This is a genomic window from Paraburkholderia sp., assembly GCF_035501035.1.
Classification (GTDB): Bacteria; Pseudomonadota; Gammaproteobacteria; order Burkholderiales; family Burkholderiaceae; genus Paraburkholderia.
Map to the genome: position 1 here is coordinate 1 of NZ_DATJWR010000445.1, position 24,369 is coordinate 24,369.

A 24,369-nucleotide genomic window follows, 5' to 3' on the forward strand; every position below is an offset into this window, starting at 1 on the left:
CGTGGGCATCGGTGGCAATCTCAATGCCCTCGCCGCGCGCCTCCGTGCGTCCCCTATCACCATCGATACGGGTGTTGTAGCCCGCCACGACGCGTGAGTTGGCGTAGTCGCTCGTGACCTGCACCTGGAGCTTGCCAGGCGTGTCGTCCGTCACCACCGCGTTGGACCCCTTGCCATACCCGCCCAGGTCCTGGCTACGCCAGCCCGAGAGCGCATGATTCGCGTACAGGTCCCACGGTGCCACATTGCGATCCGTCACGTGGCTGCCGAGGATGAAGGGCCGGTCGGGATCAGAATTCAGGTATCCTATGTACACGTGATCGTTCACGCGCGGAATCCACATGCCCCCGTAGCGCTGCCCCTGCCACATCTGCGAGAGCGGCACCCAGCACGACGCGTTCTCGTCGCGCTTGTTTACCCGGTCCCACACGAACCAGACACGCACGCGCGCCATCGGATCGGTCGTGACCCCGACGTTGTCGTGGCCCGTCACGATGGCCTTCTCCGCGAACGCCTGGGGCTTGACCGCCTTCAGCGGCGTGCGAAATACATGCTGCGATGGCTGCGCCGTGAATTTCGTTTTGCACGTGTACTCGCGCTTGAACCCGCCGCCCTGCGTGACCGAGTCGTTGTTCACGATCTCGATCTTCGTGCCCGTCACCAGATACTTCTGGTTGACCGGGGCAACCGGATAGCCTTCCAGCACAAATTTCCGACCGGTCGTCATCCCGCGCAGGTTGCCCGTACCCTTGATGACAAGTGACTTGTTACGGTGCGCATCGGCGCGCACGGTCGCCAGGTGGTCGGCCTCGAACTCGTCATTGTTGGGCTTTGCATTCAGGCCCATCGCACCCTGGAGCGGCTGCGCGTAATCTGCCCAGGTATATTCCTCGGCATTGTCGTTCGCGGCATCCCGGTAGTTGGACACCCTGCGGCCAAACCGCGCCGTGGCCCGCGTGTAGTCGTAGTCGATCACCGCCACCTTGCCGGTAGTCAACGCACGCGCATATTCCAGTTTATGGATATGCTCTTCGTCGATACGCTGGCCGCTGCGGTCGAGGTAGCGGATCGTGGCATAGGCTGCGCCATGCCGGGGATAACCGGAGTTATCCATCAGCACCAGTTCGTCGCCATTGAAGTAAAACGTGATACCCCACTCCTGCCACTGGCGGTTCAGATAGTCCCAGTCGGACTCCCAGTACTGCCGCTGGTAGTCCCGTTTCGGGTAGGGGCCGTTGCCGTTGAACGCACCGACGAGCCGCCAACGGACGGTCAGCGGATACTTCTTCAGGATTTCATCGGAAATCTCCCGTACATTCTTGTCGCGGAATATCCGGTTTTCCCGGTTCAGGCTTGCCAGCCAGAGCATGGGGCGCAGGCGCAGGCGGTAATGTGCACGCCGGTCGTCTGATCCGACGGAGTGTGCCTCGGCAATCACGCCCGTCAGTTCGCGAACGTCAGCCCCGACGTTTGCGCCGCCCTCACCGCCCGCCGTGCCGCTACCCTCGATGGCAATCTTCACCGTCATGCGCTTGCCGACCAGCTTGTTGATATCGACGTATTCATGCACCCGACTGAGGTGGATGTCTTCGATCGTCTGGACATCGATCCAGTAGTCGTAGAGCCTGCCGAGCTTCTCGACGCCGCTCAGGCGCACGGTCTCGAAGACCGGCCTGTCGAAGTACTTCGGGAGCGCGTCGCCCGTCACCTCCAGCGTGCGCGGCTGGGTATTCCATGCCATCCGTCAACCTCCGTCAGAGAACCCCGCGCGTACCCTCACGCGTGGGCCAGGTAAACACCACCCCGCGCTGCTTCGTGCAGAGCGTGGTGCGGGTAAAGGAATGCTGTGAAACATGGCGCGCGACATAGCGCTCCAGCGCCAGCGCAAAGGTGAAGGGTGACCAGCCGTCGAGCACCGCCTCATCGAACGTCAGCGTGACCGCGAGGCCACGCATGGGCATCACGTCATTGCCGTAGCGGTGCATGTCATAGACCGGTTTCACGCTTGCGCCGACAAGGCTGTCGAGGAAACGCGCCATGACTGGCTCGCCAGCACCCAGGTAGGGGCGCAGCATCAGGCGTAGGCCCTCGCCCGGCGACGATTCGTGAAACTCGTCGTCAAACACCGCCAGTTCCAGTTGAAGCTGGCGCACGAGCTCCCAGGCAGCATCGCCGCTCGCTCCGTGGGCCAGCGGCAGCCTGGGCGCAGTCGGCCCGCGCACGAACCCGACCGTCGCCACGGACTTCGCGTCCTTCACGATCAGGTCGTTCACGCCATTGCGCGGCAGCACGCAGGGCAGGTCGCCGTTGGTCAGCCAGGCGTGCAGCGTGAGGTGGTGAATATCGCTGCCGTCCGGCTCGCGTGCGGAGTCAAGCAGTTTCAGCCACGTGTGCGTGCGGACAAACTGCTGAAGGGTGTGGTACCGCCGTTCGTTGTCCCCGACCAGTTCCAGCTCACGCCGCAGCGAGAAGTAGCGCGGGCTGCGGCGCGTATTGTCGGAAAGGGCCGCGTCAAGCGGACGGAAGGGAATGTGCTCCGAGTCCTCGTCCACCTGACCGACCACGAAATCGACCGAATGCACCCCGTAATCATCCGGTTTGTCCACCACGGGCACAAGCCGGTGCTCGGCGTTCTGCGGATTGATATCGAGCCGCGCCGTCGTGACCGGAAAATAGTTGGTCACGGGTGTGCAGAAAAGTGCAAGCTGCGACGCATCGACCTGCTGGTCGAACGCCGCGACTTCGCGGTTGAGCAGCAGCACGATCTCGACTTCCGGCCCCTCAATCCTTTTCAGGCCCGCCGCCAGACCCGTGAGCGTGAAGAACCAGAACCGGGACGGCAGCGCAAAATGTTCATGGACCTGCATCTGGCCGTGGAACTTCGGTCGCACCGGACGCAGGAGGCTTTCGTCAGGCTCCAGCCCCTCGTACTCCACCCGCATGCCTGACATGCCGGGGGTCTGTGCACCGTACAGGTCGCTCTTGTCGAACTCACCCGGCACGCCCATCACCATGCCGACCACGCTGGTGTGGATCAGCTCAAACAGGCGCGAAGCCAGTGCTTCCTTGCCACACAGGTAAACAGGCAGACGGTCCAGTCCGTCGAGGCGGGCGAGCGGCGTACCGTTGAGGGTCGCGAGGCGAATGCGCAATGCGCCTCGCACAAGCGTCATGTCATCGCTGTTATGGAGGTAACGATGCAGGCCAGGAATGTCCGGGGGAATGCCGGCGAATCGCAGGTATTCAATTCCGAGCGGCCATATGCCGACCGGCTGGCTCGTGAGGAATTCGCAGATCGTGGCGTTGTCCCCGGCCTCACCCATCGTAAGCATCGTGTGACGCGGCAGGGTGAGGCCCTGCGGGCTGTGCGCCGCCAGGGCGTCGGGATAGAAGCGCACCACGCCCATCGACGGCTGCGGCGCAGCGAAGTTCGGGTTGACGCCCTCCAGGATGCGCAGCGGAATCTCAAGGGGCCAGCGGTCGAGTTGCATGCACGTGCGCGCATTGACGAAAGCCGCCCCCTGGAGCAGCCGCTCCACGTAGGGATCATGGACCTCGCCGGCCTGGGCACCAAACCTCGCGGCGATCTTCTGATGCCCCTGCGCGAACTCGCCGAACAAGGCAGTGATGTAGCGCAGCTCGTGCACATAGCGCTCTGGGAATTCCGGGTCCATCGCCATTGCGTCAAACTCCCCGGCAGTCCGTGCCGTGCATCAAGTCACCTGTTGCCGCCCGGTTCACCGGGTCTATGGCCAGCCCGTCCGGAAAATCGCAGGGTGTGATTTTCTGCTACACCGGATGGATCACCGCGGGCAGTGCATCCAGGTCACGCACGTTCACCGGCACAGGCGGCATCCAGCGCAGTTCGCGTCTGCGCGCCGATGACGGGATGGCGCTGCCGTCCTCGCGCAGGCGCGCACCGCTCAGGAACGTATGCCAGTGGGCACGGCGGACATGCGGACGCACACCTGCGCCGGACCCTGCGTCTGCCGCATGCGACCGGGCCTGCGCATCGCGGATCGCTGCGCCGAGCCTCACGCCCACCTCCAACTGCACGGTATGATCGGCAGGAAAGAACCGTTCGCCGTGGCGAGCGGCGTGATGCACTCCAGCGGCGCATAGCAGCATGACGGCCAGTCGCCCCTGCCGGACAGGATCAGGCGCTTGCGCTTCTGCTCGATCGAACGCCATGCGTCGGGATACGCACGCCCCACGGCATCCAGCACCGTGCGTGAACGATGGGTCATGGTACTTCCGGACATGCATCCCCTCCTGCCGAATGAATCATTTATCTTAGTCGGCACGATACGGAGCAATTTGTGTGGTATCAACCGATCTGACAATAGTTTGCATACCAATAATTTCACGATAACTGAATCGCATAAATTCCCGTCCACAACGAAAAAAGGGCGCACCGAGTGCGCCCAAAATGAAACAGCTTCGCCTGAACAAAAAAGATGAGGCATCGACATGGCAGTGCAGTCGCGGTTTGATGATAGGGCTTGCGCGCCCCGGCAATACCTCCGTAAAAATCACACCCTATGATTTTTCAGCCGCTCGCGCAGCCAGACCGCGACATCCGCACCGGGCGGACAACCGGCGTCGCGGCACACCGCGTGCACCGTGTCGAGCGCCTGTTTCATGGCGTCGTACAGCCACCCCGCCACCGGCTCCTGCGTGTCTGCACCGTGCCGTGCGCGCCGCCACGCTCACAACACAATAGAGGTAAATTCCGTGCAAACCCAAGCTGCACCGCCACCTCCGCTCCATGGAACAAAGCTTGTACTCGCAACCATCGCGGTGTCGATGGCTACATTCATGAACGTGCTGGACACGTCGATCGCCAACGTCGCCATTCCGACCATCTCCGGCGACCTCGGCGTATCCGTGGATGAAGGCACGTGGGTCATCACCGTGTTCGCGGCGGCCAATGCCGTCTCCATTCCGCTCACCGGCTGGCTCACGCAGCGCTTCGGCCAGGTGCGCCTGTTCGTCACCTCGATCCTTTCGTTCGTGCTGGCCTCCTGGCTGTGCGGCATCGCGCCGAACCTGCCGTTCCTGCTCGTCGCGCGCGTGCTGCAAGGCGCCGTGGCCGGCCCGCTCATTCCACTCTCGCAGGCCATCCTGCTCGGTTCCTGGCCGAAGGACAAATCGGCCACCGCGCTCGCCTTCTGGGCGATGACCACGACCGTCGGCCCGATCGCCGGGCCCGCGCTCGGCGGCTGGATCACCGACAGCTACAACTGGGCGTGGATCTTCTACATCAACATTCCAGTGGGCTTCTTCGCGGCCTTCGTGACGTGGACGATCTACCGCCACCGCGAATCGGCCACGCGCAAGCCGCCCATCGACGTCGTGGGCCTCGGCCTGCTGGTTGCCTGGGTCGCCTCGCTGCAGATCATGCTCGACAAGGGCAAGGACCTCGACTGGTTCAACTCGCCCGTGATCGTCACGCTCGGCATCGTCGCGCTCATCAGCTTCGCGTTCTTCCTCGTGTGGGAGCTGACCGAGGAGCACCCGATCGTCGACTTGCGCCTGTTCGGGCAACGCAACTTCCTCGGCGGGACGATTGCGATTTCCGTGGCTTATGGCGTGTTCTTCGGCAATCTCGTGCTGCTGCCGCAATGGATGCAGGTGTACCTGAATTACCGCTCCGTCGATGCCGGCCTCGTGACCGCGCCGCTCGGCATCTTTGCGCTGCTGCTTTCGCCCGTGGTCGGGCGCATCTTGCCGCGCTCGGACGCGCGCATCATCGCGACGCTCGCGTTCATCCTGTTTTCCGTGGTGTTCTTCATGCGCTCGCGCTACGTGACCGAGATCGACACCTTCCACCTCGTGCTGCCAACCCTGCTGCAAGGCATCCCGATGGCGCTCTTCTTCGTGCCGCTCACGGCCATCATCCTCTCGGGGCAGCCGCCGCAGCGCGTGCCGGCCGCGGCGGGCCTCTCGAACTTCGTGCGCGTGTTCTGCGGCGCGGTGGGCACCTCGATCGCGACGAACGCCTGGAACAACCGCACGATCCTGCATCACGCGCGGCTCACAGAGCAGGCCTCCGTGAACAACCCGACCTTCGTCCAGGCGATCGAGCGGACCCAGACGGTGCTGAACCTGAGCGAGCCTTCCGCACGCGCGTTGTTCGATTTCCAGCTGACGACGCAGGCCGCGATGATGGGCCTGAACGACATCTTCTATATCTCGGCGATCATCTTCCTCGCGATCATTCCGCTTATCTGGATCACGAAGTCGACGAGAGGCGGCGGTGGCGGAGGCGCAGCGGGCGCGCACTGACCTGCGCAGCGCCGCCCTGCCGCCGGGCTGGCTTCGACGGTTAGCCGAAGCGCGCGGGCAAGTACGGCGTGGGATCGGTAAACGGCGTTTCGCCAGCGATCTGCTCGGCGAGCAGGCGCGCCGTCACCGGTCCGAGCGTCAGCCCATGATGGTTGTGACCGAACGCGAACCACAGCCCCGCGTGACGCGGCGCTGGCCCAAGGAGCGGGCGCATGTCGGGCGTGCACGGGCGCAGGCCCATCCACGGCGTGTCGTCGAGCCGTCTGCCGAGGCCGAACACGGGCCGCGCCTCGCGCTCCGCCGCATCGAGTTGCGCATGGTTCGGCGCACGCTCGCGCGTGGCAAGCTCCACGCCCGTAGTGAGCCGCAAGCCGCGCCGCATGGGCGCCACCACATAGCCGCCCTCGATATCCACGACCGGGCGTACGAGCGGCGCACGCGCCTCGCTCGCGTAATGCATGTGATAGCCGCGCTTGACCATCAGCGGCACGCGGTAGCCAAGCGGCCTCGTCACGAGATCGGACCACGGACCGAGCGCCACGACCGCAAGCCCGGCGCTGACCGGCCCTTCGTCGGTCTGCACCCGCCAGCCCTTGCCTTGCGGCTCGAGCGTGCGGGCGTCGCCGCGCGCGAACGTACCGCCTTCGCGCTGGAACAGTTGCGCATAGCCCTTCGTCAGCGCACCAGGATCCGCCACGCTTGCGGGATCGACCCAGTGAATCGCGCCCGCGTAGCCCTCGCCGAGCGAAGGCTCCAGCGAGCGCAAGCCCGTTGCATCGAACATCTGCACGTGAAGGCCGTGTGCATCGGCCACGCCCTGCGCCGTGCGCATTTCGCGCTCGAACGGCGCGGGCGAGCGCCACGCTTCGAGCCAGCCGGTGGGCCGCACGAGTTCGCGCAGGCCCGCGCGCGCGATCAGCGCGTCGTGCTCGGCCACGCTGCGCTCGATGAGCGGCAGCATGTCTCGCGCGGCCTGCGCGAGACGCGCCGGCGACGACTCGCGCCAGAACGAAGCGAGCCAGCGCGCGTACGCGGGTAGCGAGCGCACGTCGTAGCGCAGCACGGTCGAGTCGTTGCGCACGAGGCGCAGCAGGGTGCGCCAGTCGCGCGGAAACCCATACGGCACCACCGACGACGACTCGATCAGCCCCGCATTGCCGTGGCTGGTTTCCTCGCCGGGCCCGCGCCGGTCGACGAGCGTGACGTTCACGCCGCGCGCCTGCAAATGCAGCGCGACGCTCACGCCCACGATGCCCGCGCCGAGGACGATTGCGTCCTTGCTCATGAATCTGCTCTGGAATCCGAAGTAATCAGCATCACTTCGGACCATCACTTCGCGACGATATCGCGGCCGAAGTACTTCATCGACAGCTTCGTGAGCGTGCCATCCTGGCGCAGCGCATCGATCGCCGCCACGACCTTGGCCTTGAGCGCCGCGTCGTCCTTGCGCATGCCGAAGCCCGTGCCTTCGCCGAGCGTGGAAGGATCCTTGAGCGGGGCGCCCGCGAAGTCGAAATCCTTGCCCTGTGGCTTCGAGAGGAAGCCGTCGGTGGCCGTCTGCACTTCCTGCACGGCGCCGTCCAGACGACCGGCCGCGAGGTCCGCGAAAATCTGGTCCTGGTTCTCGTAGGTGACGATGTTCACGCCCTGCGTGCCCCAGTGCTTGCGCACGTAGTCTTCCTGCGTCGAGCCCTGCAGCACGCCGATCGACTTGCCCTTCAGGCTAGCGGCCGTGGGCTGCAGGCCGGAGCCGCGCTTCGCGACCATCTGGATCGGCATCACGTAGATGGCGGGCGTGAAGGCGATCTGCTGGCGTCGCTTTTCGGTGATGTTCATCGCCGAATTGATGACGTCGAACTTGCGCGCCTCGAGCGCGGCGATCAGGCCGTCGAAGCTGTTTTCCACCCACACGCACTTCATCTGCAGATGCTGGCAAACCGCGTTGCCGATGTCGATGTCGAAGCCCTGCAGATCGCCCGAGGGCGTCTTGCTCTCGAACGGAGGATAAGACGCCTCGACGCCGAAGCGCAGCGTTTTCGGGTCCTGTGCGTGCGCGGCGCCCACCACCAGTCCGAGCCCCGTACCCACGAGGCACGCAAGGCTGGCCGCACCCGCGAAGCGGATCATCTTCGTTTTCATCGTCGTCACCCAATTCGTAATAAGTGTCTGTTCAAGCGCGATGCGCTCCGTGCGGCGCCCTCTTCCCTGGTTCCGAGGGCCGCGGCCGCAGGAGCAATATAGACGAAAAATAAAAATAAAGTCTAGAATGGACAAAAATGTCCACACCCAGATCTGGAGTCCCCGCATGAACGAGACGTCTCAACCCACCGCCGCTCCGCTCGTCGTCGATGCCGCGCAGGTGCGCGCCGCCCTGCCGAGGCTCGACGTGCGAGGCGAACTGGCCCGCCTGTTCGCCTCGCTCGGCCGCGGCGAGGCCGTGCAGCCGCCGCAGACGCTCACACTGTTTCCGAAGCAGGCAGGCGACTTCATCACCTATCTCGGCGTGCTCGCCGAGGCCGGCGTGTTCGGTGCGAAGCTCTCGCCGTACATCGCCGGCGCGAACGGGCAGCCGCCCGTCATCACCGCGTGGACCGCGCTGATGTCGATGAACACGGGCCAGCCGCTCATGTGGTGCGACTCGGCGCTGCTCACCACCGAGCGCACCGCCGGCACCACGGCGCTCGCCGTCGACCAGCTTGCGCCGCGCGAGGCGCGCCGCCTTGCCGTGATCGGCTCGGGCGCCGTCGCGCTCGCGCACATTCGCCATGTTGCGCCGCTGCGCGCGTGGGAGAGCATTCGCGTGTACTCGCCGAAGCTCGCCGCCGACACCCAGCGCCAGGCCGACATCCACGCGCTCGACGCACGCGCGAGCGTGGCCGCGACGACCGAGGCCTGCGTCGAGGACGCCGACGTGGTGATGCTGTGCACCTCGTCGGGCCAGCCCGTGCTCGCGCTCGACGCGCTCACGAAGCCCGCGCTCATCACCTCGATCAGCACGAACGTCGCGCAGGCGCATGAGATCGACCCGGCCGCACTGCCTTCGCTCGACGTCTACTGCGACTATCGCCACACCACGCCGCAGAGCGCGGGCGAAATGGTGCTGGCCGCGCGCGAGCACGGCTGGTCGCCGGAATCGATCGCGGGCGACCTCGCGGAACTCGCCAACGAAGCGTGCCCGCGCCCGGGCTACGCGCGCCATGCGTTCTTCCGCTCGATCGGCCTCGGCCTCGAAGACATGGCCGTCGCCCATGCGTTGTACGAGCATCTGCGCCACGCGCGCTGATGTCCGGGCGCCTCTGACTCGCAGTATCATCGACGTCCTTCCTGCCGCTCCACGGTCCAGCCCGATGCCCAAACGCGAAATCGACAAAGCCAGCGTGAACCCCGCCGCGAAAAAGTCCGCCAGCCCGAAGACGCCGCGCGACATGCTGCTCGCGCGCTATGCGCATGTGGCGGACAGCATCACGACGCTGTTCTTTCCGTTCGCGGAAGTCGTGATTCACGATCTATCGGATCAGACCGTGGCGTACCTGTCGAACAACCTCTCGAAGCGCGAGATCGGCGACGACGCAGCGCTCGAAGACGTCGAGGAGACCACGCGCAATAAGCTGCTCGGCCCCTACGAGAAAGTGAACTGGGACGGACGGCGCATGCGCTGCGTCAGCACGGCGCTCTTCGACGACGAAGGGCGCGCCGCCGGTGTCATGTGCATCAACTTCAATATCGCGGCGTTCGAGGACATGCGGGCCACGCTCGACCTGTTCCTGCGCGGCGCGGGCGTGATCGCGCAGCCCGAGGAGCTCTTCAGGGACGACTGGCAGGAGCGCATCAACACCTTCCTGCACGGCTGGCTGCGGGAGCGCCAGATCGCGCTCAATTCGCTCACGCGCGAGCACCGGCGCGAACTGGTCGAGGCGCTCTATGCCGAAGGGGCGTTCAAGGGCAAGAGTTCGGCCAACTACGTGGCGAAGGTGCTGGGCATGGGGCGCGCGACGGTCTACAAGCATCTGCGCGAGATGAAAGCGGACGCCGAATGACGCACGACGGCCCGGTTGCGCTCGCGGCACGCGTGTGAAGCACCTCTCGAAACGACGCATTTAACGCATACCGACAAAAACGAATCGCACGAACGTGTGCGGGAAAACGCAGGCCGAATTACCCACGAAAATTAGAAGAGACTTTTCCCAAGAAAGAATCAATCCACAAAAGCCTTATGATTCGCGGGGTTCGACGTGACACAGGCTCATTGAGCTCTAGTAAATAAACAACACCGCCCGCCCAAGGCTATCAGCCAAAAATGCGACAGGCTATCCTGCGGCCCGCAGCCCGATTAATTCGGAATGCGGAGAATATATTCGTTAATCATCGTGGGTAGAAAATGAAAAGAGTCGTCATTTCCGGTGCCGTGGGTGCACTTTTCGCTGCTGCTGCGTCGCCGGCATTCGCACAAAGCTCCGTCACGCTCTACGGGCTCGTCGATAACGCCATCCGATACCAGACGAACGCCGCCGCGGGCGGCAGCGACCTGGTCTCCATGACGTCCGGCCCGGAAACCCACAGCCGCTGGGGCCTGCGCGGCAGTGAAGATCTCGGGGACGGCTGGACCGCCATCTTCCGCCTCGAAAACGGGTTCGAAGCGTTCAATGGGCAACTGCACGAAACCAACACACTATTCAGCCGACAAGCCTATGTGGGTCTGTCGAACAACAAGTGGGGCTCGCTGACCTTCGGTCGCCAATATGCGCCCGCCTACGACACGCTGGGAGATGTCTTCGACCCGTTGACCGTCGGCAACTACTGGCAAAACAGCTGGATGTACAACGGCATCGGCAGTTACCTGACCGTCAACAATTCGGTCAAGTACAAGGGCTCCTTCGACAACCTGGCCGTCGATGCCCTTTACGGCTTCAGCAACCAGCCGGGCTCGCTCGGCATCGGCTCCACCTACGCCGTGGAACTCACGTACACGTACGGCCCTGCCATGCTCAACGCAGGCTTCCAGCAGGTCTCCGTGCCGACGTCCGCGACCGGCACTTCGGTCGGCAGCAACGTCGGCAGCGCAATCAATGGCGGCAAGACCAACTTCTTGCACATCAGCGGCGCGTATCAGCTCACCAAGGATGTCCGCCTGCTGGCCGGCTGGCTGCGCGGGCAGGATCAAACTGGCTTGACCGACATTAACATGCAGCAATCCGGCGCGCCGACGCTGAAGGGTACCAGCCCCAACCGCATCGACGACACGTTCTATGTCGGCGCGAACTGGCAAGCCACCGCTCCGCTGCTGTTCACGTTCGCCTACTACTACGGCCACGCGCGCAATGCCGAACGACTCGACGGCTCGCTCGGCACGGGCGTGAATCAATCGGCCAGCATCCTCGCCGAATACTCGTTCTCGAGGCAGACGGAAATCTACGCCATCACGGACTTCGCACGCGGCACGGGCGCTTTCGCCGCCGACTATCCGGGGACGATCAATGCGGCTGGCGTTCCGACCAACGAAGTTGGACGGACCAACCAGTTGGGCGTGGCAGTCGGCCTGCGCAAGATGTTCTAAAGACTTGCGGCACCCTCCGATGCAGTCCGCGCGTCGGAGGCACGAGTGTGTCCGTATTGCGCGCGGCGCTCGCGGACCGCATTCGTCCCGTCAGCCTGTTTCACGACCCGATCGAGCGGGCGCTCGACGCTGTGGCAGCCCGCGAGGGGCGCCGCAGCGTCGAAGCGGCCGGCCAACTCGACCTCGTGCGTGGCGCCAATGCTTCGAAGCGCGGCCGCTCGATTATCGCGTGCCCTTCGACAGCCGCCCTTGGCAAGTTTCGCGAATCGTGCCGGTGCTTGATGGGCCGGTTACGACGCCGCCCAGTGACACCCACACCGTGGTCACCGAGTGCGGCTTGACCGACCTGAAAGGCAAGACGCTGCGCGTTCTGACCATGCTCGCCCATCCCCGGTTTCGCGAAGCATTGGAGAAGGCCGCGCGCGAGGGAGACGCGAGGTAACGGGCGGCACGGCAATACCCCTTCAATCTTCTGCCAGCACCTGAAACTTCAATTGAGTCAGGCCGGTCTGGTGTTGAATTTCCGGTTTGCGATGGCTAACCGGCCCCACGAATACCTTCAACCCGTTAATGCGTTCGTCTGGTTCGAGAAGACGTGCGCTCGCCTTGCTGGACTAGCCCCATGCGCAAACGCTGCACATTCAGGTGACGTCGAATTCAGCTTTTGCTCATTACATCCTGCCGCTGCCGCCCCGCGGGCCCGCTGGAGCCAGCGCGGCACGTAACCGAGGCAGCTACCGCTCAAGATCGAATCTGCATGACCGTCGATTGCCGTGTTCGGGCATGCGCAATCATTCCCTATAGCATCACTTGAGTCGCTACCAAAGCACGTTATGGATCATGTGGACTTGCCACGCGATCCAGTACCGCGCGTCAACAAATCAATATCGAATTAGATAAGAAAAATAAGCGAATGCCCGCTCCCCGCCATCCCATTGGGCACGACAGGGAATGCCGGGAGATTTGCAAAAGTCTCTTCCATGGCGCGTGCTATTTCGCCACATGAGGCGTAATCAATATACATACCCGACGCATCAATCCCATTCCCGTAATGGACGTCCGTTGCGCACCTCCATGTTCCATCAACGTCAATCTATATATTCGCCTCCGTTATTTGTTTTCCGTAGTTCTTAAATTTGTTGAATATACACAAACTATAAATCACATGAAAAATACGAACGCCAACCCGGCATTTCAATACGCAGGTCTACTAATCGTGCTTGCGATCCCGCTTGCCAACGCGCAGAGTTCAGCCCAGCTTTCCGGGGTCATCGATGCCGGCATTGCCTACGTCAGCGACGCAGGCAACGCGCGAGGCCACGCCAGCGTGTGGCAGGCAAAGAGCGGCGACATTAACGGAAGCCGCTGGATCTTGTCGGGCAACGAACCGCTTGGCGGCGACCTGAGCGGCATCTTCATGCTGGCCAACGGATTCGCCGTAATGACGGGGACTGCTTCCCAGCAGGGCAGAATGTTCGGCTTCCAGTCATGGGTGGGGCTTGCGTCGCAGTCGAAAGGCACGCTCACGCTGGGGCGCCAGTTCGACGAGGTCGTGCAGTTCGTGGAGCCGATTTCGCTCGGCGGGACACGATATGGCGGCACGGCATTCGCGCATGTCTTCGATAACGACAATCTCGACAACTGGGCTCGCGTCAACAATTCAGTCAAATACGTGAGCCCGACGATAGGTGGCCTGAAGTTCGGTGCCCTCTATGGCTTTTCGAATCAGGCAGGCGCTTTCGACGACAACCGTGCCTACAGTCTCGGCGCCGCGTATCAGTATGGCAATCTCGATCTCGGCGCGGGCTACTTTCAGTTCAATAACCCGTCGAACGTCGCGACCGCGAACACGGGCGGGGCCGAGCCTGCGGGGGCACCGTTCAACGCGAGCCGCCAGCGCACCTGGGCGGCGGGCGGTCTGTTCCACTTCGGCCCCGGCGCGGCGGGCCTCGTCCTGAGTGAAACGCGCCTCGCCAACGCCACCTCGATCAACAACGTTGTCGATACGGCGATCAGTCTGCCCGGCGGCGACGTGCGCTTCGACAATGCCGAAGTCAACGTGCGCTACTCCTTTACGCCCCAGTGGGACGTTTCCGCGGGCTACACATTTACGCTCGGCCGCTTCTCGACGCCCACTGGACTGCGCTATCCGAAGTGGCATCAGGTGGGCATCGTCAACTCGTATTTCCTGTCACCCAGTACCGACGTATATGCCGAGGCTATCTATCAGCGCGCCAACCAGCTCCAGGGGACGGGCATTCAGGGCGCACAGATCGCCAACTTCTCTCGTGCGTCTGGGCCTGACCAGCTCGTTGCAGCTGTCGGTCTGCGGCACCGCTTTTAGGAGGTGCCTCCCGCCATCTGCCTGGCTTGCCGAGCGCCGCTTCGCGGGCGCATCTCAGAGCGGCGGCCGATCCAAGGAAAGCCACCGCCGACCTGAGTCCTTTCTCCTGCAACGCCACGAAAACCGACATGGCGCAGGCACTGGCATATTGCGCGTCGGCGTAGAGGCACAGCGTTGGATTTGGCAATGGAGGCTTCCTGGTTCACGCCGGCTATCTTGGCAACGGCGCTCCTCGCTCCATTTGACAGAGGGCACGTTGATCGAATCGAGCACAGCAACGCACCCCGGATTCGGTCACGCAGTCGCCGAAAGCAGCCCCGTGGTATTGCCGCTCGCGACCATCAACTGCGCCAACGTGCTCTGCGCACTTTCCAGCTGCATTGCGATCTGGCCGATCTGGCTGGTGTCCGAGCTTTGCGATGCCGAGCTCAACGCACTTTGCGCGCTCTGTATTTGCGCCTTGATCTGGCTGATTTCGCTCGAGTTCGAGCCCTGCGCGGCCGCGCCGGAAGCCTGTGACGACACTTGCGCAAGCTGGGCGTCGAGCGAAGCGATCAGCGCGTTCAACTCATCGACTTCGCTCGTCGACGAACTGCTCGAGGACGCCGAGCCGCCACCACCGCCTCCACCACCGCGTGCGCCGCGCGCACCGGAAGATGCCGAAGCGCTCGACGTCGAACTGGACGACGTTCCACCGCTCGACCCGTTGGCCGAAGCCGTCGCGCTGCTGCCATTCGCATTCGACGATGCCGCGCCCGACGAAGCGCCGTTGTTCGCGCCGCTCGTCGAGGTCTGCGCGCCCGCCGCCGCATTCGAGGCAGATGCATTGCCCGTGCCGTTGCCGTAAGCGGCCGTGACCGCAGTCGTGGGTTGAATCTGCATGGGATCTTTCTCGCCGTAAGCTCAAGGGCACGGAAGCGCCGAATAACGCCCGTACAGTGTTTTATCGGCAAGCCTGAAGGGTTCTTGAGCCCCGGGGCAGACGCCTTTTATATCAGCGCGCCATCCGCGGTCCCACAGCAGGCCGAAACGCCATGATGTGTTCCATCAGTGCCCGCTGGAATGGCGACAGCACTTTGTCGCGGCGGTGAACGAGAAAAAGGGGTACCGACATCTCCAGCCCGGGCGTCTGCACGACCTGCAGGTCGCCGCATTCGACATCCGCGCGGATCGCGGATTCGAGAAAGAAGCACAAGCCCAGGTCGCGTTTGACCGCGTACTTCTGCGATTCCGGGTGCCCGAACTCGAGGATTACGTTGCGGGTATGGATTCCTTGTGCGCGCAGTTGCGCCTCCTCGAGTTCGCGACGCACGATATGGCGTGGCGCGCTGATGAAAGGCAGTTCGGCCAGATCGCGGGGCTGCGCAACGGCGCCGGTCAGCTTGCTGCCTGGCGCGCTTGCCAGCAGCAACGCTTCTTCCCACAACATGTGCACGGCCAGACCATCGTGGTTCTCGGACGGTTGCATGACGAGCACCGCAAAATCGCACGCGCCGGTGCGTACCGCATCCAGCGCCGCCTGCGGGTTCGAGCTCTCGATACTGACCAACCCCTCAGGATGGGCTGCGTAGAAGTCCGATACGAGTGCCGGCAGCAGATAGGAGCCGGGCGTCATGGACGCGGCAATGACTGCGCTGCCGGTCGGGCCTTCCCCGAGCCCCGACAACTCGCGCTCCATCTCGCGCGTGCGCGTGAGGACATCATTGGCCCATTTGTACACGCGCTCGCCCGCTTCGGTGAGACCGATATTGCGGCCAAGACGCTTGACGAGCGACACACCGAGCTTTGTCTCCAGGCTGCGCAGATGAGCCGTGACGACCGGCTGCGCAACGCAGAGCCGGTCGGCCGCGCGCGTCACACTCTGCAGTTCCGCGACGAGACAGAACACTTCGAGCTTTTGCAACGTGAAATAAGGGTCGAACGTGCGCATACCGCCTGCCTTCTAAATCATAGCCACACGGCTATATTAGGTGGCCAATATTTGTATTGGAAGTATATATTGGCGAATCCTAAGATTCACCCACCACTTACGGTGACTCTCTCAACCGCAGCCTGATAATTCGAGGAAACGCATGGATCGGATGGCCAGTGTTACCTCCTTCGTCCGCGTCGTCGAGAGCGGCGGCTTCACCGCGGCGGCGCGCCGCCTCGATCTGTCGACAACGACGGTCAGCAACCACGTTCAGGCGCTCGAAGACAGCCTCGGCGTGCGTCTGTTGAACCGCACCACACGCAGTGTCGGCCTGACCGAGATCGGCCGCGAGTATTACGAGCGCTGCTCGCAAATCTTGCAGGAGCTGGCGGAAGCCGACGAGATTACCAGCGCGTTGCAGGTCACTCCACGCGGCCGGCTGCGGCTGCGTTGCCACCAGGCATTGGAGCGGTCCGTCGCGCCAATCGCCACCCGCTTCGCCGGCGACTACCCCGATGTCTCGCTGGATTTCCAGACCGATGCCATGGTCGGACCCATCGACCCTGCGCGGGAGGGATTCGACCTGTCGATCATGCCGGCATCACCGCCTGATTCGACTTTGATAAGACGAACCCTCGCGAGATGGAACTATGTGCTGTGCTGCGCGCCCGCCTACCTCGAAACGCATGCCAGCCCCCGCAACCCGGCCGACCTGGCCGACCATAACTGCCTGCTTTACGCCCATTCGATCTACCGCGACGAATTCCATTTCGTCGACCCTGACGGCAATCCAACGAGCACCCGCGTGTCAGGCAACCTTGTCACCGCCAGCATTGCCGTGCTGCGCGCAGCTGCCGCTGCCGGACTTGGAGTGTGCCTGTGCCCCCCGTTTGTCGTTTCCGACCTTCTCGCCTCCGGCGTGCTGGTGCCGCTGCTACCCGACTACCGAACCCAGGAACTGGAAATCGTCGCGCTCTATCCCCATCGCCGACAGTTGAGCACCAAGGTCCGGCTGCTCCTCGATATGCTGGTCGAGCGGTTTGCGGACGGGCAGCGATGGCTTGATGCGATGCCGGGCTGGTAAGGCGACCGTTATCATCGTCGCCGCACGGAAACGAGTTGCCGCCGAGGCGCTCGCGCCAGGGCGGCAACGCAACAACATCCCGCTAAAACATCCAGCCCAGTTTCAGCGCCGCCAGCGTTTGCGCGCTGCCGCTCATCACGCGGCGGCCTTCACCATATCCTCGATCACCTTCTTCGCGTCGCCGAACACCATCATCGTCTTGTCCATGTAAAACAAGTCGTTGTCGAGCCCCGCGTAGCCAGCCGCCATCGAGCGCTTGTTCACGATGACCGTACGTGCCTTGTACGCCTCGATGATCGGCATGCCCGCAATCGGCGACTTCGGATCGTTCTTCGCCGCCGGGTTCACCACGTCATTCGCGCCCAGGACGAGCACTACGTCGGTCTGGCCGAACTCGCTGTTGATGTCCTCCATCTCGAACACGCGGTCGTAGGGCACCTCGGCTTCCGCGAGTAGCACGTTCATGTGACCCGGCATGCGGCCCGCCACCGGATGGATCGCGTAGCGTACTTCTACGCCCTTTTCCACGAGCTTGTCGGTGAGTTCCTTGAGCGCATGCTGTGCGCGCGCCACCGCGAGACCGTAACCCGGCACGATCACGACCGATTCGGCATTGCCGAGCATGAACGCGGCGTCGTCGGCCGAACCCGACTTCACCGGCCGCTGGTCCTGCGCGCCGCCCGTCGCCGCCGCGCCCGTCTCGCCGCCAAAGCCGCCGAGCAGCACGTTGAAGAACGAGCGGTTCATCGCGTGGCACATGATGTACGAGAGGATCGCGCCGGAAGAACCGACGAGCGACCCCGCGATAATCAGCATGGCGTTGTTCAGCGAGAAACCGATGCCCGCTGCCGCCCAACCCGAGTACGAGTTCAGCATCGACACCACGACGGGCATGTCCGCGCCGCCAATCGGGATGATGATGAGCACGCCCAGTACGAACGCGATCGCCGTCATGACGATGAACGGCAGCCACGACTGCGTGAGGTAGAACAGCACGCCGCAGCCGATCATGCCGAGCGCGAGCACGAGGTTGATCAGATGTTGGCCTGCGTAGACCACAGGTGTGCCCTGGAAGAGCCGAAACCTGTACTTCCCGGCGAGCTTGCCGAACGCGATCACGGAGCCGCTGAACGTGATCGCACCCACGAACGTGCCGATGAAAAGCTCGATGCGGTTGCCATACGGCAGGAAGCCCGGGTACGGCGCATCCCTCGCAACCAGCCCGAATGCAGCCGGTTCCGAGACAACCGCGTAGGCAATGCACACCGCCGCCAGGCCGATCAGCGAGTGCATGGCCGCGACGAGCTCCGGCATCTTCGTCATCTCCACGCGCTTCGCGACGTAAGCACCGAGACGGCCACCGATCAAGAGCGCACCAATGAGCAGTCCGAGCCCCAGCCTGAGATTCGAGCCCAATTGGGCAGACTCGATCACGATCAACCCCAGCGTCGTCTGGATTGAAATGACCATGCCGACTATGCCGAACACGGTGCCCGCGCGCGCGCTTTTCGGATTCGACAGGCCCTTGAGCGCCTGGATGAAGCAGACCGACGCCACCAGATAAAGCAACGTAACCACATTCGCACTCATTTATGCACCCTCCTTCACGGCAGCCTTTTTCGGTTCCTTCTTGCGGAACATCTCGAGCATGCGCCGCGTGACGCGAAAGCCGCCCACCACATTGATGGCCGCGAGCAGCACGGCGAGCGTGCCGAAGACTTTGCCCGGCAAGCCGACGGTAAGACCCGTGGCGAGCATGGCGCCGACGATCACGATCGCCGAGATCGCATTGGTTACGGCCATGAGCGGCGTGTGCAACGCGGGCGTGACATTCCAGACCACGTGATAGCCGACGTATACCGCGAGAACGAAGATGATCAGATTGATGACTGTATGGTTGACGATTTCCATCGCCGTTCTCCTTTATCGTTCCACCTCGCACGCAACTTCGCTGTGGCGTGTGAGGAGTGTCGCCGCGACGATGTCGTCGGCCGTGTCGATATTCAGCTCGCCTTCCTTCGTGAGAATCAGCTTCAGGAAGTCCAGCAGGTTGCGCGCGTAGAGCGCCGAAGCGTCGGCGGGCACCATCGACGCCAGGTTGGTGTAGCCAACGATCGTCACGCCGTGCCTGAGCACCACCTTGCCTGGCTCGGTCAGCGGACAGTTGCCGCCGCGCCGCCCTGTGGCAGGATCGGCGACGACCCCGCGGCCCGCCGCCAGGTCGACCACCACGGAGCCCGGCTTCATTGCCTGTACGGTTTCGGCGGGCAGCAGTGTGGGCGCCTCGCGGCCCGGAATCAGCGCGGTGGAAATGACGATGTCGGCCTGCTTTGCCCGCTCGTGCACGAGCGCGGATTGTCGAGTGAGCCAGGAAGGCGGCATCGGCCGCGCGTAGCCGCCCACGCCCACCGCCGCTTCACGCTCCTCCTGCGTTTCGAAAGGCACGTCGAGGAACTTCGCGCCCAGCGATTCGATCTGCTCTTTTACCGCCGGACGCACGTCTGAAGCCTCGATCACGGCACCCAGACGCCTGGCCGTCGCGATTGCCTGCAGGCCTGCCACGCCCGCGCCGAGAATCAGCACGCGCGCCGCCTTGACCGTCCCGGCGGCGGTCATGAGCATCGGCAAGAAGCGCGGATAAAGGCTCGATGCGACCAGCACTGCCTTGTAGCCCGCGATGTTGGCCTGCGAAGAGAGCACGTCGAGGCTCTGCGCGCGCGTGGTGCGCGGCGCGGCTTCGAGCGCGAACGCCGTCAGGCCCGCTTCGGCAAGGTTGCGCGTGTTTTCCGCGTCGAATGGATCAAGCATGCCGACCAGCACGGCGCCGCGCTTCATGAGCGCCAGTTCGGCCGGCGCAGGCGCATGGACCTTGAGCACGACGCCTGCGCCGAAGGCCGCTGTGGCGTCGGCGAGTTCCGCGCCAGCCGCCTCGTATGCCTCATCAGGAAAGCTCGCTGCCGTGCCGGCGCCTCTCTGGACCGTGACGCGATGCCCCTGCGAGACATACTTCTTGACCGTCTCCGGGGTCGCGGCCACGCGGGTTTCGTTTGCCTGTGTTTCGGCGGGTATTCCGATGTCCATTTCGAATTTATTCCGTTAGGTTAACGAAACAAGTGAGAATAAAAATGACGCGTATGCTCGCACTCGCCCAGTGTCGTGACGACCCCAGCCCGCCCTCCGGCAAAGACATCAAGCGATCCTCGGCTCGTTTGGCGACCGGCCGGAAATCTAGCGGTTTATCACGCGTCCCGCTGCTCGGTGTGCGAGTGCGTGTGAGCTGCATGGTCGTCTCTATGCCACTGGAGGTAATGTTGGCGTAGCAGGTCCTTGCCATAATCTTTGCCGTTCGGCGTGCGCACGAGCGTGTGGATGTGATCGCGGGACGGCTTGTCGTTGTCGAACACGATGCCAGGTTGGTGGTCGAACTCGACCAGGATCACTGGACTCAAGATGCGGTAGTAGAACGGGCTGGTATCGTCGAACGGCCCGATCCAGGCGAACAGCGTATCGCCCAGGTGGCGCCTGGCCTCGGCCCAGCGCAGTTCGGAATGTCCGGGGCGGATGTACCCGACATAGGTCGCCAGCAGCGCCTCGAGACGCTCGCGGCCTTCCTGTGGCAGGTCCTTGTAACGGATACCGACCGGCTCGATATGCCGGTTATCGTTGTAAGCACCAGCGAACACTTCCCACGGCAGCTCCATGCCGATCGTCGCCTGCTGCCGCGCCTCGGCCGACAGCGCGCGCATCAGCGCATGGCCTTGTTCCTCCTCAGCAGCAAAGACACGCAGACCGCTATATTTGCCGAACCGCGCCAGGACCGGCTCCGATCCCATCAAGATCGGTGTCGTGACGAGCTGATCGCCGAGCATGAAACAATTGATATTGAGGTGGTGGCCGTCGATCTGCCAGCCCCAGGGTTCGCTCGCCGACGGCGTCCCGAAAATGCTTATCCAGTAGTACCACTCACCGTATTCCTCTGGCTTCCCCGTGATTTCGAGCGCGTGCTCGTTGAGCCGCATGACGTCGCGCGCGGTCTCGTAACCCATTTCGCTCATCGTCTCGCGCATCAGCGCCAACGCCGCCTCGCGCTGGCTGTGGCCGAGATCGGCAAGGCAGATCCCATTGCGCGGTATCAGCCAGGGATGGAAGTTGGACCACTGCCGCCACGCTTCGTGGTCGACTGCGAGGCAGACGGCGCGCCGCTGGTCGGCGTCGAGGCTCGCGACGAAGGCGCGCGCCGCATTTACCACAGGGGCGAGCGAGGCGCCGGTGGCTGCGGGCGGCACCAGGCCGTCGGCCAGCGCACCGGGGTGGCTTATCCCGCGGAACGGCTCGGCCAGGCCCGCCCGTGCCATATCGACCAGCTTCTGCTGGCGCGCCGTCAACTCGAACGGGCGGATCGCCGGCGCCGGCGGCCAGTTTCGTAGTCCGAAGTTTTTCGTCTCTCCTGCCATTTCATCGCCCTCGCGGTTGTTTGGCCGCCACCATGGCAAGCCGGATAGAACCACCCTCGTACCGAAGGAAACGCTGGAGCAATACGGCTTCGCTTCAGCGGCCGCGCTGTCCAGAATTGCACATGCCAACGACCCAAGCACCCGTATCGAATCGATCGCTTCGCCGGCTCAAACGACGGCGGTCTCGTGTACCGCCATCAAGGTATGGTGAAGATAACCTCCACAGGCGCCGGAATAAACACGCCATGGGTGGAAAGACCCTCAGGCGCTGCTGGATAATCACACCTGTCCTGTATCCCCGCCCATCAGCCATCTCCTGGCCGGCTGCCTGACACAAGCCGGGACGTCGCGCTCGGGCTTGCCGAAGCGACAGACCTTTTACGAATCAATGAGCGAAACGGAATTCGAGCGGGAAGCGGCCACGAGCGGGCGCCGACCTTCTCGCTGACGGCGAGTGACGCACGCCGTTACTTCTCTGCTCATTCTTCGAACGGAAGCTGGGCCCTTAGCTTGTTTGTCACGGCGAAGACCCTTGGGTCACTCCTGACGATCCGTTCCACCGTACTAATCTGGCCCGCATCCCTCACTGTCCCATCCAGCGTAACGACGCCGCTCTTCGCCACAATGCTGATATCACCGGCGTCTATCTCCGCGTGCTTTGCCAGCGCCTTGTAGATACTTTTTCTCAAGGCGCGATCCGCTCGCAAGTCTGATCCGGCAGTTTGCCTTTGCGAAACGGATTCGACTTGATCTGGCGGGGCCGCCGAATTCCTGCTCGTCTGTGACCGCGCACCGATCGACACGACGGAAAGCAATATCACCAATAGCGCTTTTGAAATCACGTGGTTATTCATTGAGATATCCGTTCGATCGAAGATGTCAGTCAGAATGACTTTCTTATCCCTATCATCGCCTCCGTCGTCGACACGCCTGGAGCGACTGGAGCACCATAGGCGATCCACTGGCCCATCGTCCCCCTGTTATCGACATATCCAAGCTGCAGATACGCAGTGGTTTGCTTCGATATGTAGTAGTTCGCGCCGACCGAATATGCACTGGAATGATTGGCGGTGTTGTTTCGATCACGCAGATAGTAATAACCCGATGTCACCGAAAGCCACGGGGCAAATTGATAACCCAGCCCGCCCGAAATCATTTCGATATTGACGTGTTCCGAATTTGACGGATTCTTTCCAACACTGTAGGACGCAGAAACCGACATCCCCCGATATCGATACATCGCACCAAGATAGTAAAAGCGGTTGTTGTTGAGACCTGTCGGTACGCTCGTCGACGTCGGATTCGTATCGTGGCCGTTATAGTAAACCGCAGATACGTTCAATCCGTAATTTGAATACTTGATGACAGCAGATTCACGAGTGCCGCCCTGTGCCTGACCCGCGACGCCGCCCGGCGCATACTCGAGTGCAAGTGATGCGCCATAGAACTTGGGCGATTGGTAAACAAGAGCGTTACTGTCGAACAACGCGCCGATCGGCAAATTCGAGTTTGCTCCTGACCAGCCTGCCGCTATATTCATCGACAGCCATGCGGTCAATATGCTGCCGAAATACACCCCCGCTCGGGTGTCGGTGTCCACCATCGCGTAGATCATCGGCGAGTACTGCCGCCCGACATCAAAGCTACCAAATGGACCTGATATCCCGAGAGATGCCACCTGATTAAAGATTGCTGTCACCCCCGTCGTGTCGGATAGCTGGAACTTGCCATTGGTACTGTTATAGGCACCCTGAAGTTTGAAGTTGACCTTGTATCCGCCGCCGATGTCCTCGACTCCCTTCATGCCCCAAAAGCTCGCGTATAACCCCGCGTCTTTATCCTGCCATATTGAACCGTCGTTGGGCGCCTTCGGCGAAAAGGACAAGGCCGAGGTACTCTGATATAAGAGTCCGTTATCGATTACGCCGTATAAGGTAATGGAGGATTGCGCATGCGCCACGTTAGCCAGTAGAGAAAACGCGGCCACACCACGCAGTTTGATATGCCACTTCATATCGTCTCCTGATCTTTATTTAATTTTTTAAATCATCCCCGAAACTCTCCTTATTTAATATCCAGTGCTTATTTTTAGATCAATGGCTTATTCAAGCATGTTGCAGGTGGACCGGTCGTGACGCTTCGTACGCGTTCAGGTTATCTCGGGTTTCTTCGAACGGAGCGCCTCGACCTTTTTACCGATCGATTCGATAGCCGATGGTTCTTTCAAGCGCCGCCTCCGCCGTTACCTCGATCTCGTCGACGATTTCCGCAACCGACTTCAGGTCGTGTATGAGTTCCACCGTTGCGCCCGCATAGAGCGGACTTGCCTCCCAATTGTCCTCCATGGTTTTCCATGGTGCCGCAACGCTATAGCGATAGAGGGGTTCTCCATTTGGAAAAGGCGATATCTGCTCGCCTTCCCCGGGCCGCTGACCGCTTGGCGGACGACCGGCCTCCTCCCATTTTGAGTACGTGGAATTGCGCACCACCCGATGGGGAGAATCGCGCCACCCCGGATCGAAGATCTCGGTCTCCACGAGGTCTGTCGCGCGAGCGGCCGCTGGTCAACGACCAGCGTCAGATTCGCGCCAAACCGGCCATTCGTGGCTCGGCGCATGATTGCAAGCTCGTCGCTTACCGTGTCTTCGGGCATATGCGCGAGCGCAGTAAAGCCAAAGCTCCCGCTGCTGGCCACTGCTGCGAGAAATTGCGCGCTCGAGCCTCGCCCGAGAG

22 protein-coding genes and 1 pseudogene are annotated in these 24,369 nt (G+C 62.6%); 7 read left to right on the plus strand and 16 right to left on the minus strand.

Annotation, left to right across the window (positions count from 1 at the left end; genetic code table 11):
• The 4 genes from VMJ11_RS31245 to VMJ11_RS31260 all read right to left on the minus strand — a co-directional run.
• Positions 1 to 1,741: type VI secretion system Vgr family protein (locus VMJ11_RS31245; RefSeq protein ID WP_325624800.1), on the minus strand; the 1,741-nt coding region annotated here is incomplete at its 3' end.
• Positions 1,742 to 1,754: 13 nt separating this feature from the next.
• The gene (tssF, locus tag VMJ11_RS31250; protein ID WP_325624801.1) at positions 1,755 to 3,680 is read right to left on the minus strand and encodes a type VI secretion system baseplate subunit TssF; all 1,926 of its coding nucleotides are present in this window, start codon (positions 3,678 to 3,680) and stop codon (positions 1,755 to 1,757) included.
• Between the two features lie 109 nt (positions 3,681 to 3,789).
• On the minus strand, positions 3,790 to 3,966 hold the full coding sequence (locus VMJ11_RS31255) for a hypothetical protein (RefSeq protein ID WP_325624802.1): 177 nt from the start codon (positions 3,964 to 3,966) through the stop codon (positions 3,790 to 3,792).
• Positions 3,967 to 4,034: 68 nt separating this feature from the next.
• Positions 4,035 to 4,247 (minus strand): hypothetical protein, encoded by a 213-nt coding sequence (locus VMJ11_RS31260; protein ID WP_325624803.1) that lies wholly within the window; start codon positions 4,245 to 4,247, stop codon positions 4,035 to 4,037.
• Between the two features lie 472 nt (positions 4,248 to 4,719).
• On the opposite strand from VMJ11_RS31260, the gene VMJ11_RS31265 reads away from it, so the two are divergent.
• A complete protein-coding gene (locus VMJ11_RS31265; RefSeq protein ID WP_325624825.1) occupies positions 4,720 to 6,288 on the plus strand; it encodes a DHA2 family efflux MFS transporter permease subunit in 1,569 nt (522 codons plus the stop codon).
• A gap of 40 nt (positions 6,289 to 6,328) precedes the next feature.
• Here the strand turns inward: VMJ11_RS31265 and VMJ11_RS31270 are convergent, their stop codons facing one another.
• Positions 6,329 to 7,573 (minus strand): FAD-binding oxidoreductase, encoded by a 1,245-nt coding sequence (locus VMJ11_RS31270; RefSeq protein WP_325624804.1) that lies wholly within the window; start codon positions 7,571 to 7,573, stop codon positions 6,329 to 6,331.
• Between the two features lie 44 nt (positions 7,574 to 7,617).
• Positions 7,618 to 8,427, minus strand: coding sequence for an ABC transporter substrate-binding protein (locus VMJ11_RS31275; RefSeq protein WP_325624806.1), 810 nt, complete (start codon positions 8,425 to 8,427; stop codon positions 7,618 to 7,620).
• Positions 8,428 to 8,593: 166 nt separating this feature from the next.
• Here VMJ11_RS31275 and VMJ11_RS31280 point away from each other — a divergent pair, with 166 nt between their 5' ends.
• The 5 genes from VMJ11_RS31280 to VMJ11_RS31300 all read left to right on the plus strand — a co-directional run bounded on the left by VMJ11_RS31280 (position 8,594) and on the right by VMJ11_RS31300 (position 14,186).
• Complete coding sequence (locus VMJ11_RS31280) at positions 8,594 to 9,571, plus strand: ornithine cyclodeaminase family protein (RefSeq protein ID WP_325624807.1); 978 nt, start codon at positions 8,594 to 8,596, stop codon at positions 9,569 to 9,571.
• Between the two features lie 142 nt (positions 9,572 to 9,713).
• Positions 9,714 to 10,325, plus strand: coding sequence for a helix-turn-helix transcriptional regulator (locus VMJ11_RS31285; RefSeq protein WP_325624827.1), 612 nt, complete (start codon positions 9,714 to 9,716; stop codon positions 10,323 to 10,325).
• Between the two features lie 341 nt (positions 10,326 to 10,666).
• On the plus strand, positions 10,667 to 11,842 hold the full coding sequence (locus VMJ11_RS31290) for a porin (RefSeq protein ID WP_325624808.1): 1,176 nt from the start codon (positions 10,667 to 10,669) through the stop codon (positions 11,840 to 11,842).
• Between the two features lie 229 nt (positions 11,843 to 12,071).
• Complete coding sequence (locus VMJ11_RS31295) at positions 12,072 to 12,284, plus strand: acetyl-CoA hydrolase/transferase C-terminal domain-containing protein (RefSeq protein WP_414694532.1); 213 nt, start codon at positions 12,072 to 12,074, stop codon at positions 12,282 to 12,284.
• A gap of 723 nt (positions 12,285 to 13,007) precedes the next feature.
• Entirely contained in the window at positions 13,008 to 14,186 is a 1,179-nt protein-coding gene (locus VMJ11_RS31300; RefSeq protein WP_325624810.1) for a porin, read from the plus strand.
• Between the two features lie 94 nt (positions 14,187 to 14,280).
• On the opposite strand, the pseudogene VMJ11_RS31305 reads toward VMJ11_RS31300, so the two are convergent.
• From VMJ11_RS31305 to VMJ11_RS31315, 3 genes and pseudogenes are all read right to left on the minus strand, one after another.
• Positions 14,281 to 14,373, minus strand: a pseudogene (locus tag VMJ11_RS31305) (glutathione S-transferase); the annotation flags it as partial.
• A gap of 107 nt (positions 14,374 to 14,480) precedes the next feature.
• A complete protein-coding gene (locus VMJ11_RS31310; protein ID WP_325624811.1) occupies positions 14,481 to 15,068 on the minus strand; it encodes a hypothetical protein in 588 nt (195 codons plus the stop codon).
• 112 nt (positions 15,069 to 15,180) lie between these two features.
• Complete coding sequence (locus VMJ11_RS31315) at positions 15,181 to 16,116, minus strand: LysR family transcriptional regulator (RefSeq protein ID WP_325624812.1); 936 nt, start codon at positions 16,114 to 16,116, stop codon at positions 15,181 to 15,183.
• Positions 16,117 to 16,258: 142 nt separating this feature from the next.
• Here VMJ11_RS31315 and VMJ11_RS31320 point away from each other — a divergent pair, with 142 nt between their 5' ends.
• Positions 16,259 to 17,182, plus strand: coding sequence for a LysR family transcriptional regulator (locus tag VMJ11_RS31320; RefSeq protein WP_325624814.1), 924 nt, complete (start codon positions 16,259 to 16,261; stop codon positions 17,180 to 17,182).
• A 135-nt stretch (positions 17,183 to 17,317) separates the two neighbouring features.
• Here VMJ11_RS31320 and VMJ11_RS31325 read toward each other — a convergent pair whose 3' ends face one another.
• The 7 genes from VMJ11_RS31325 to VMJ11_RS31355 form a co-directional block, all read right to left on the minus strand.
• On the minus strand, positions 17,318 to 18,772 hold the full coding sequence (locus VMJ11_RS31325) for an NAD(P)(+) transhydrogenase (Re/Si-specific) subunit beta (protein ID WP_325624815.1): 1,455 nt from the start codon (positions 18,770 to 18,772) through the stop codon (positions 17,318 to 17,320).
• Positions 18,773 to 19,093 carry an NAD(P) transhydrogenase subunit alpha gene (locus tag VMJ11_RS31330; RefSeq protein ID WP_325624816.1) on the minus strand — a complete coding sequence of 107 codons (321 nt, stop codon included), beginning with the start codon at positions 19,091 to 19,093 and terminating at the stop codon, positions 18,773 to 18,775.
• 12 nt (positions 19,094 to 19,105) lie between these two features.
• Positions 19,106 to 20,263 carry a Re/Si-specific NAD(P)(+) transhydrogenase subunit alpha gene (locus VMJ11_RS31335; RefSeq protein ID WP_325624817.1) on the minus strand — a complete coding sequence of 386 codons (1,158 nt, stop codon included), beginning with the start codon at positions 20,261 to 20,263 and terminating at the stop codon, positions 19,106 to 19,108.
• Between the two features lie 158 nt (positions 20,264 to 20,421).
• Positions 20,422 to 21,636 (minus strand): DUF3500 domain-containing protein, encoded by a 1,215-nt coding sequence (locus tag VMJ11_RS31340; RefSeq protein WP_325624818.1) that lies wholly within the window; start codon positions 21,634 to 21,636, stop codon positions 20,422 to 20,424.
• Between the two features lie 479 nt (positions 21,637 to 22,115).
• The gene (locus tag VMJ11_RS31345) at positions 22,116 to 22,490 is read right to left on the minus strand and encodes a BON domain-containing protein (protein ID WP_325624820.1); all 375 of its coding nucleotides are present in this window, start codon (positions 22,488 to 22,490) and stop codon (positions 22,116 to 22,118) included.
• Positions 22,491 to 22,519: 29 nt separating this feature from the next.
• The gene (locus VMJ11_RS31350) at positions 22,520 to 23,650 is read right to left on the minus strand and encodes a porin (protein ID WP_325624822.1); all 1,131 of its coding nucleotides are present in this window, start codon (positions 23,648 to 23,650) and stop codon (positions 22,520 to 22,522) included.
• 178 nt (positions 23,651 to 23,828) lie between these two features.
• Positions 23,829 to 24,173 (minus strand): hypothetical protein, encoded by a 345-nt coding sequence (locus VMJ11_RS31355; protein WP_325624824.1) that lies wholly within the window; start codon positions 24,171 to 24,173, stop codon positions 23,829 to 23,831.
• Between the last annotated feature and the right edge of the window lie 196 nt (positions 24,174 to 24,369).

Coding starts and splice junctions, on each gene's coding strand:
- tssF (WP_325624801.1), bottom strand. CDS start 3,680: ATGGCGATGGACCCGGAATTCCCAGAGCGCTATGTGCACGAGCTGCGC.
- VMJ11_RS31260 (WP_325624803.1), bottom strand. CDS start 4,247: ATGACCCATCGTTCACGCACGGTGCTGGATGCCGTGGGGCGTGCGTAT.
- VMJ11_RS31270 (WP_325624804.1), bottom strand. CDS start 7,573: ATGAGCAAGGACGCAATCGTCCTCGGCGCGGGCATCGTGGGCGTGAGC.
- VMJ11_RS31275 (WP_325624806.1), bottom strand. CDS start 8,427: ATGAAAACGAAGATGATCCGCTTCGCGGGTGCGGCCAGCCTTGCGTGC.
- VMJ11_RS31280 (WP_325624807.1), top strand. CDS start 8,594: ATGAACGAGACGTCTCAACCCACCGCCGCTCCGCTCGTCGTCGATGCC.
- VMJ11_RS31285 (WP_325624827.1), top strand. CDS start 9,714: ATGCTGCTCGCGCGCTATGCGCATGTGGCGGACAGCATCACGACGCTG.
- VMJ11_RS31290 (WP_325624808.1), top strand. CDS start 10,667: ATGAAAAGAGTCGTCATTTCCGGTGCCGTGGGTGCACTTTTCGCTGCT.
- VMJ11_RS31300 (WP_325624810.1), top strand. CDS start 13,008: ATGAAAAATACGAACGCCAACCCGGCATTTCAATACGCAGGTCTACTA.
- VMJ11_RS31310 (WP_325624811.1), bottom strand. CDS start 15,068: ATGCAGATTCAACCCACGACTGCGGTCACGGCCGCTTACGGCAACGGC.
- VMJ11_RS31315 (WP_325624812.1), bottom strand. CDS start 16,116: ATGCGCACGTTCGACCCTTATTTCACGTTGCAAAAGCTCGAAGTGTTC.
- VMJ11_RS31320 (WP_325624814.1), top strand. CDS start 16,259: ATGGATCGGATGGCCAGTGTTACCTCCTTCGTCCGCGTCGTCGAGAGC.
- VMJ11_RS31325 (WP_325624815.1), bottom strand. CDS start 18,772: ATGAGTGCGAATGTGGTTACGTTGCTTTATCTGGTGGCGTCGGTCTGC.
- VMJ11_RS31330 (WP_325624816.1), bottom strand. CDS start 19,093: ATGGAAATCGTCAACCATACAGTCATCAATCTGATCATCTTCGTTCTC.
- VMJ11_RS31335 (WP_325624817.1), bottom strand. CDS start 20,263: ATGGACATCGGAATACCCGCCGAAACACAGGCAAACGAAACCCGCGTG.
- VMJ11_RS31340 (WP_325624818.1), bottom strand. CDS start 21,636: ATGGCAGGAGAGACGAAAAACTTCGGACTACGAAACTGGCCGCCGGCG.
- VMJ11_RS31345 (WP_325624820.1), bottom strand. CDS start 22,490: ATGAATAACCACGTGATTTCAAAAGCGCTATTGGTGATATTGCTTTCC.
- VMJ11_RS31350 (WP_325624822.1), bottom strand. CDS start 23,650: ATGAAGTGGCATATCAAACTGCGTGGTGTGGCCGCGTTTTCTCTACTG.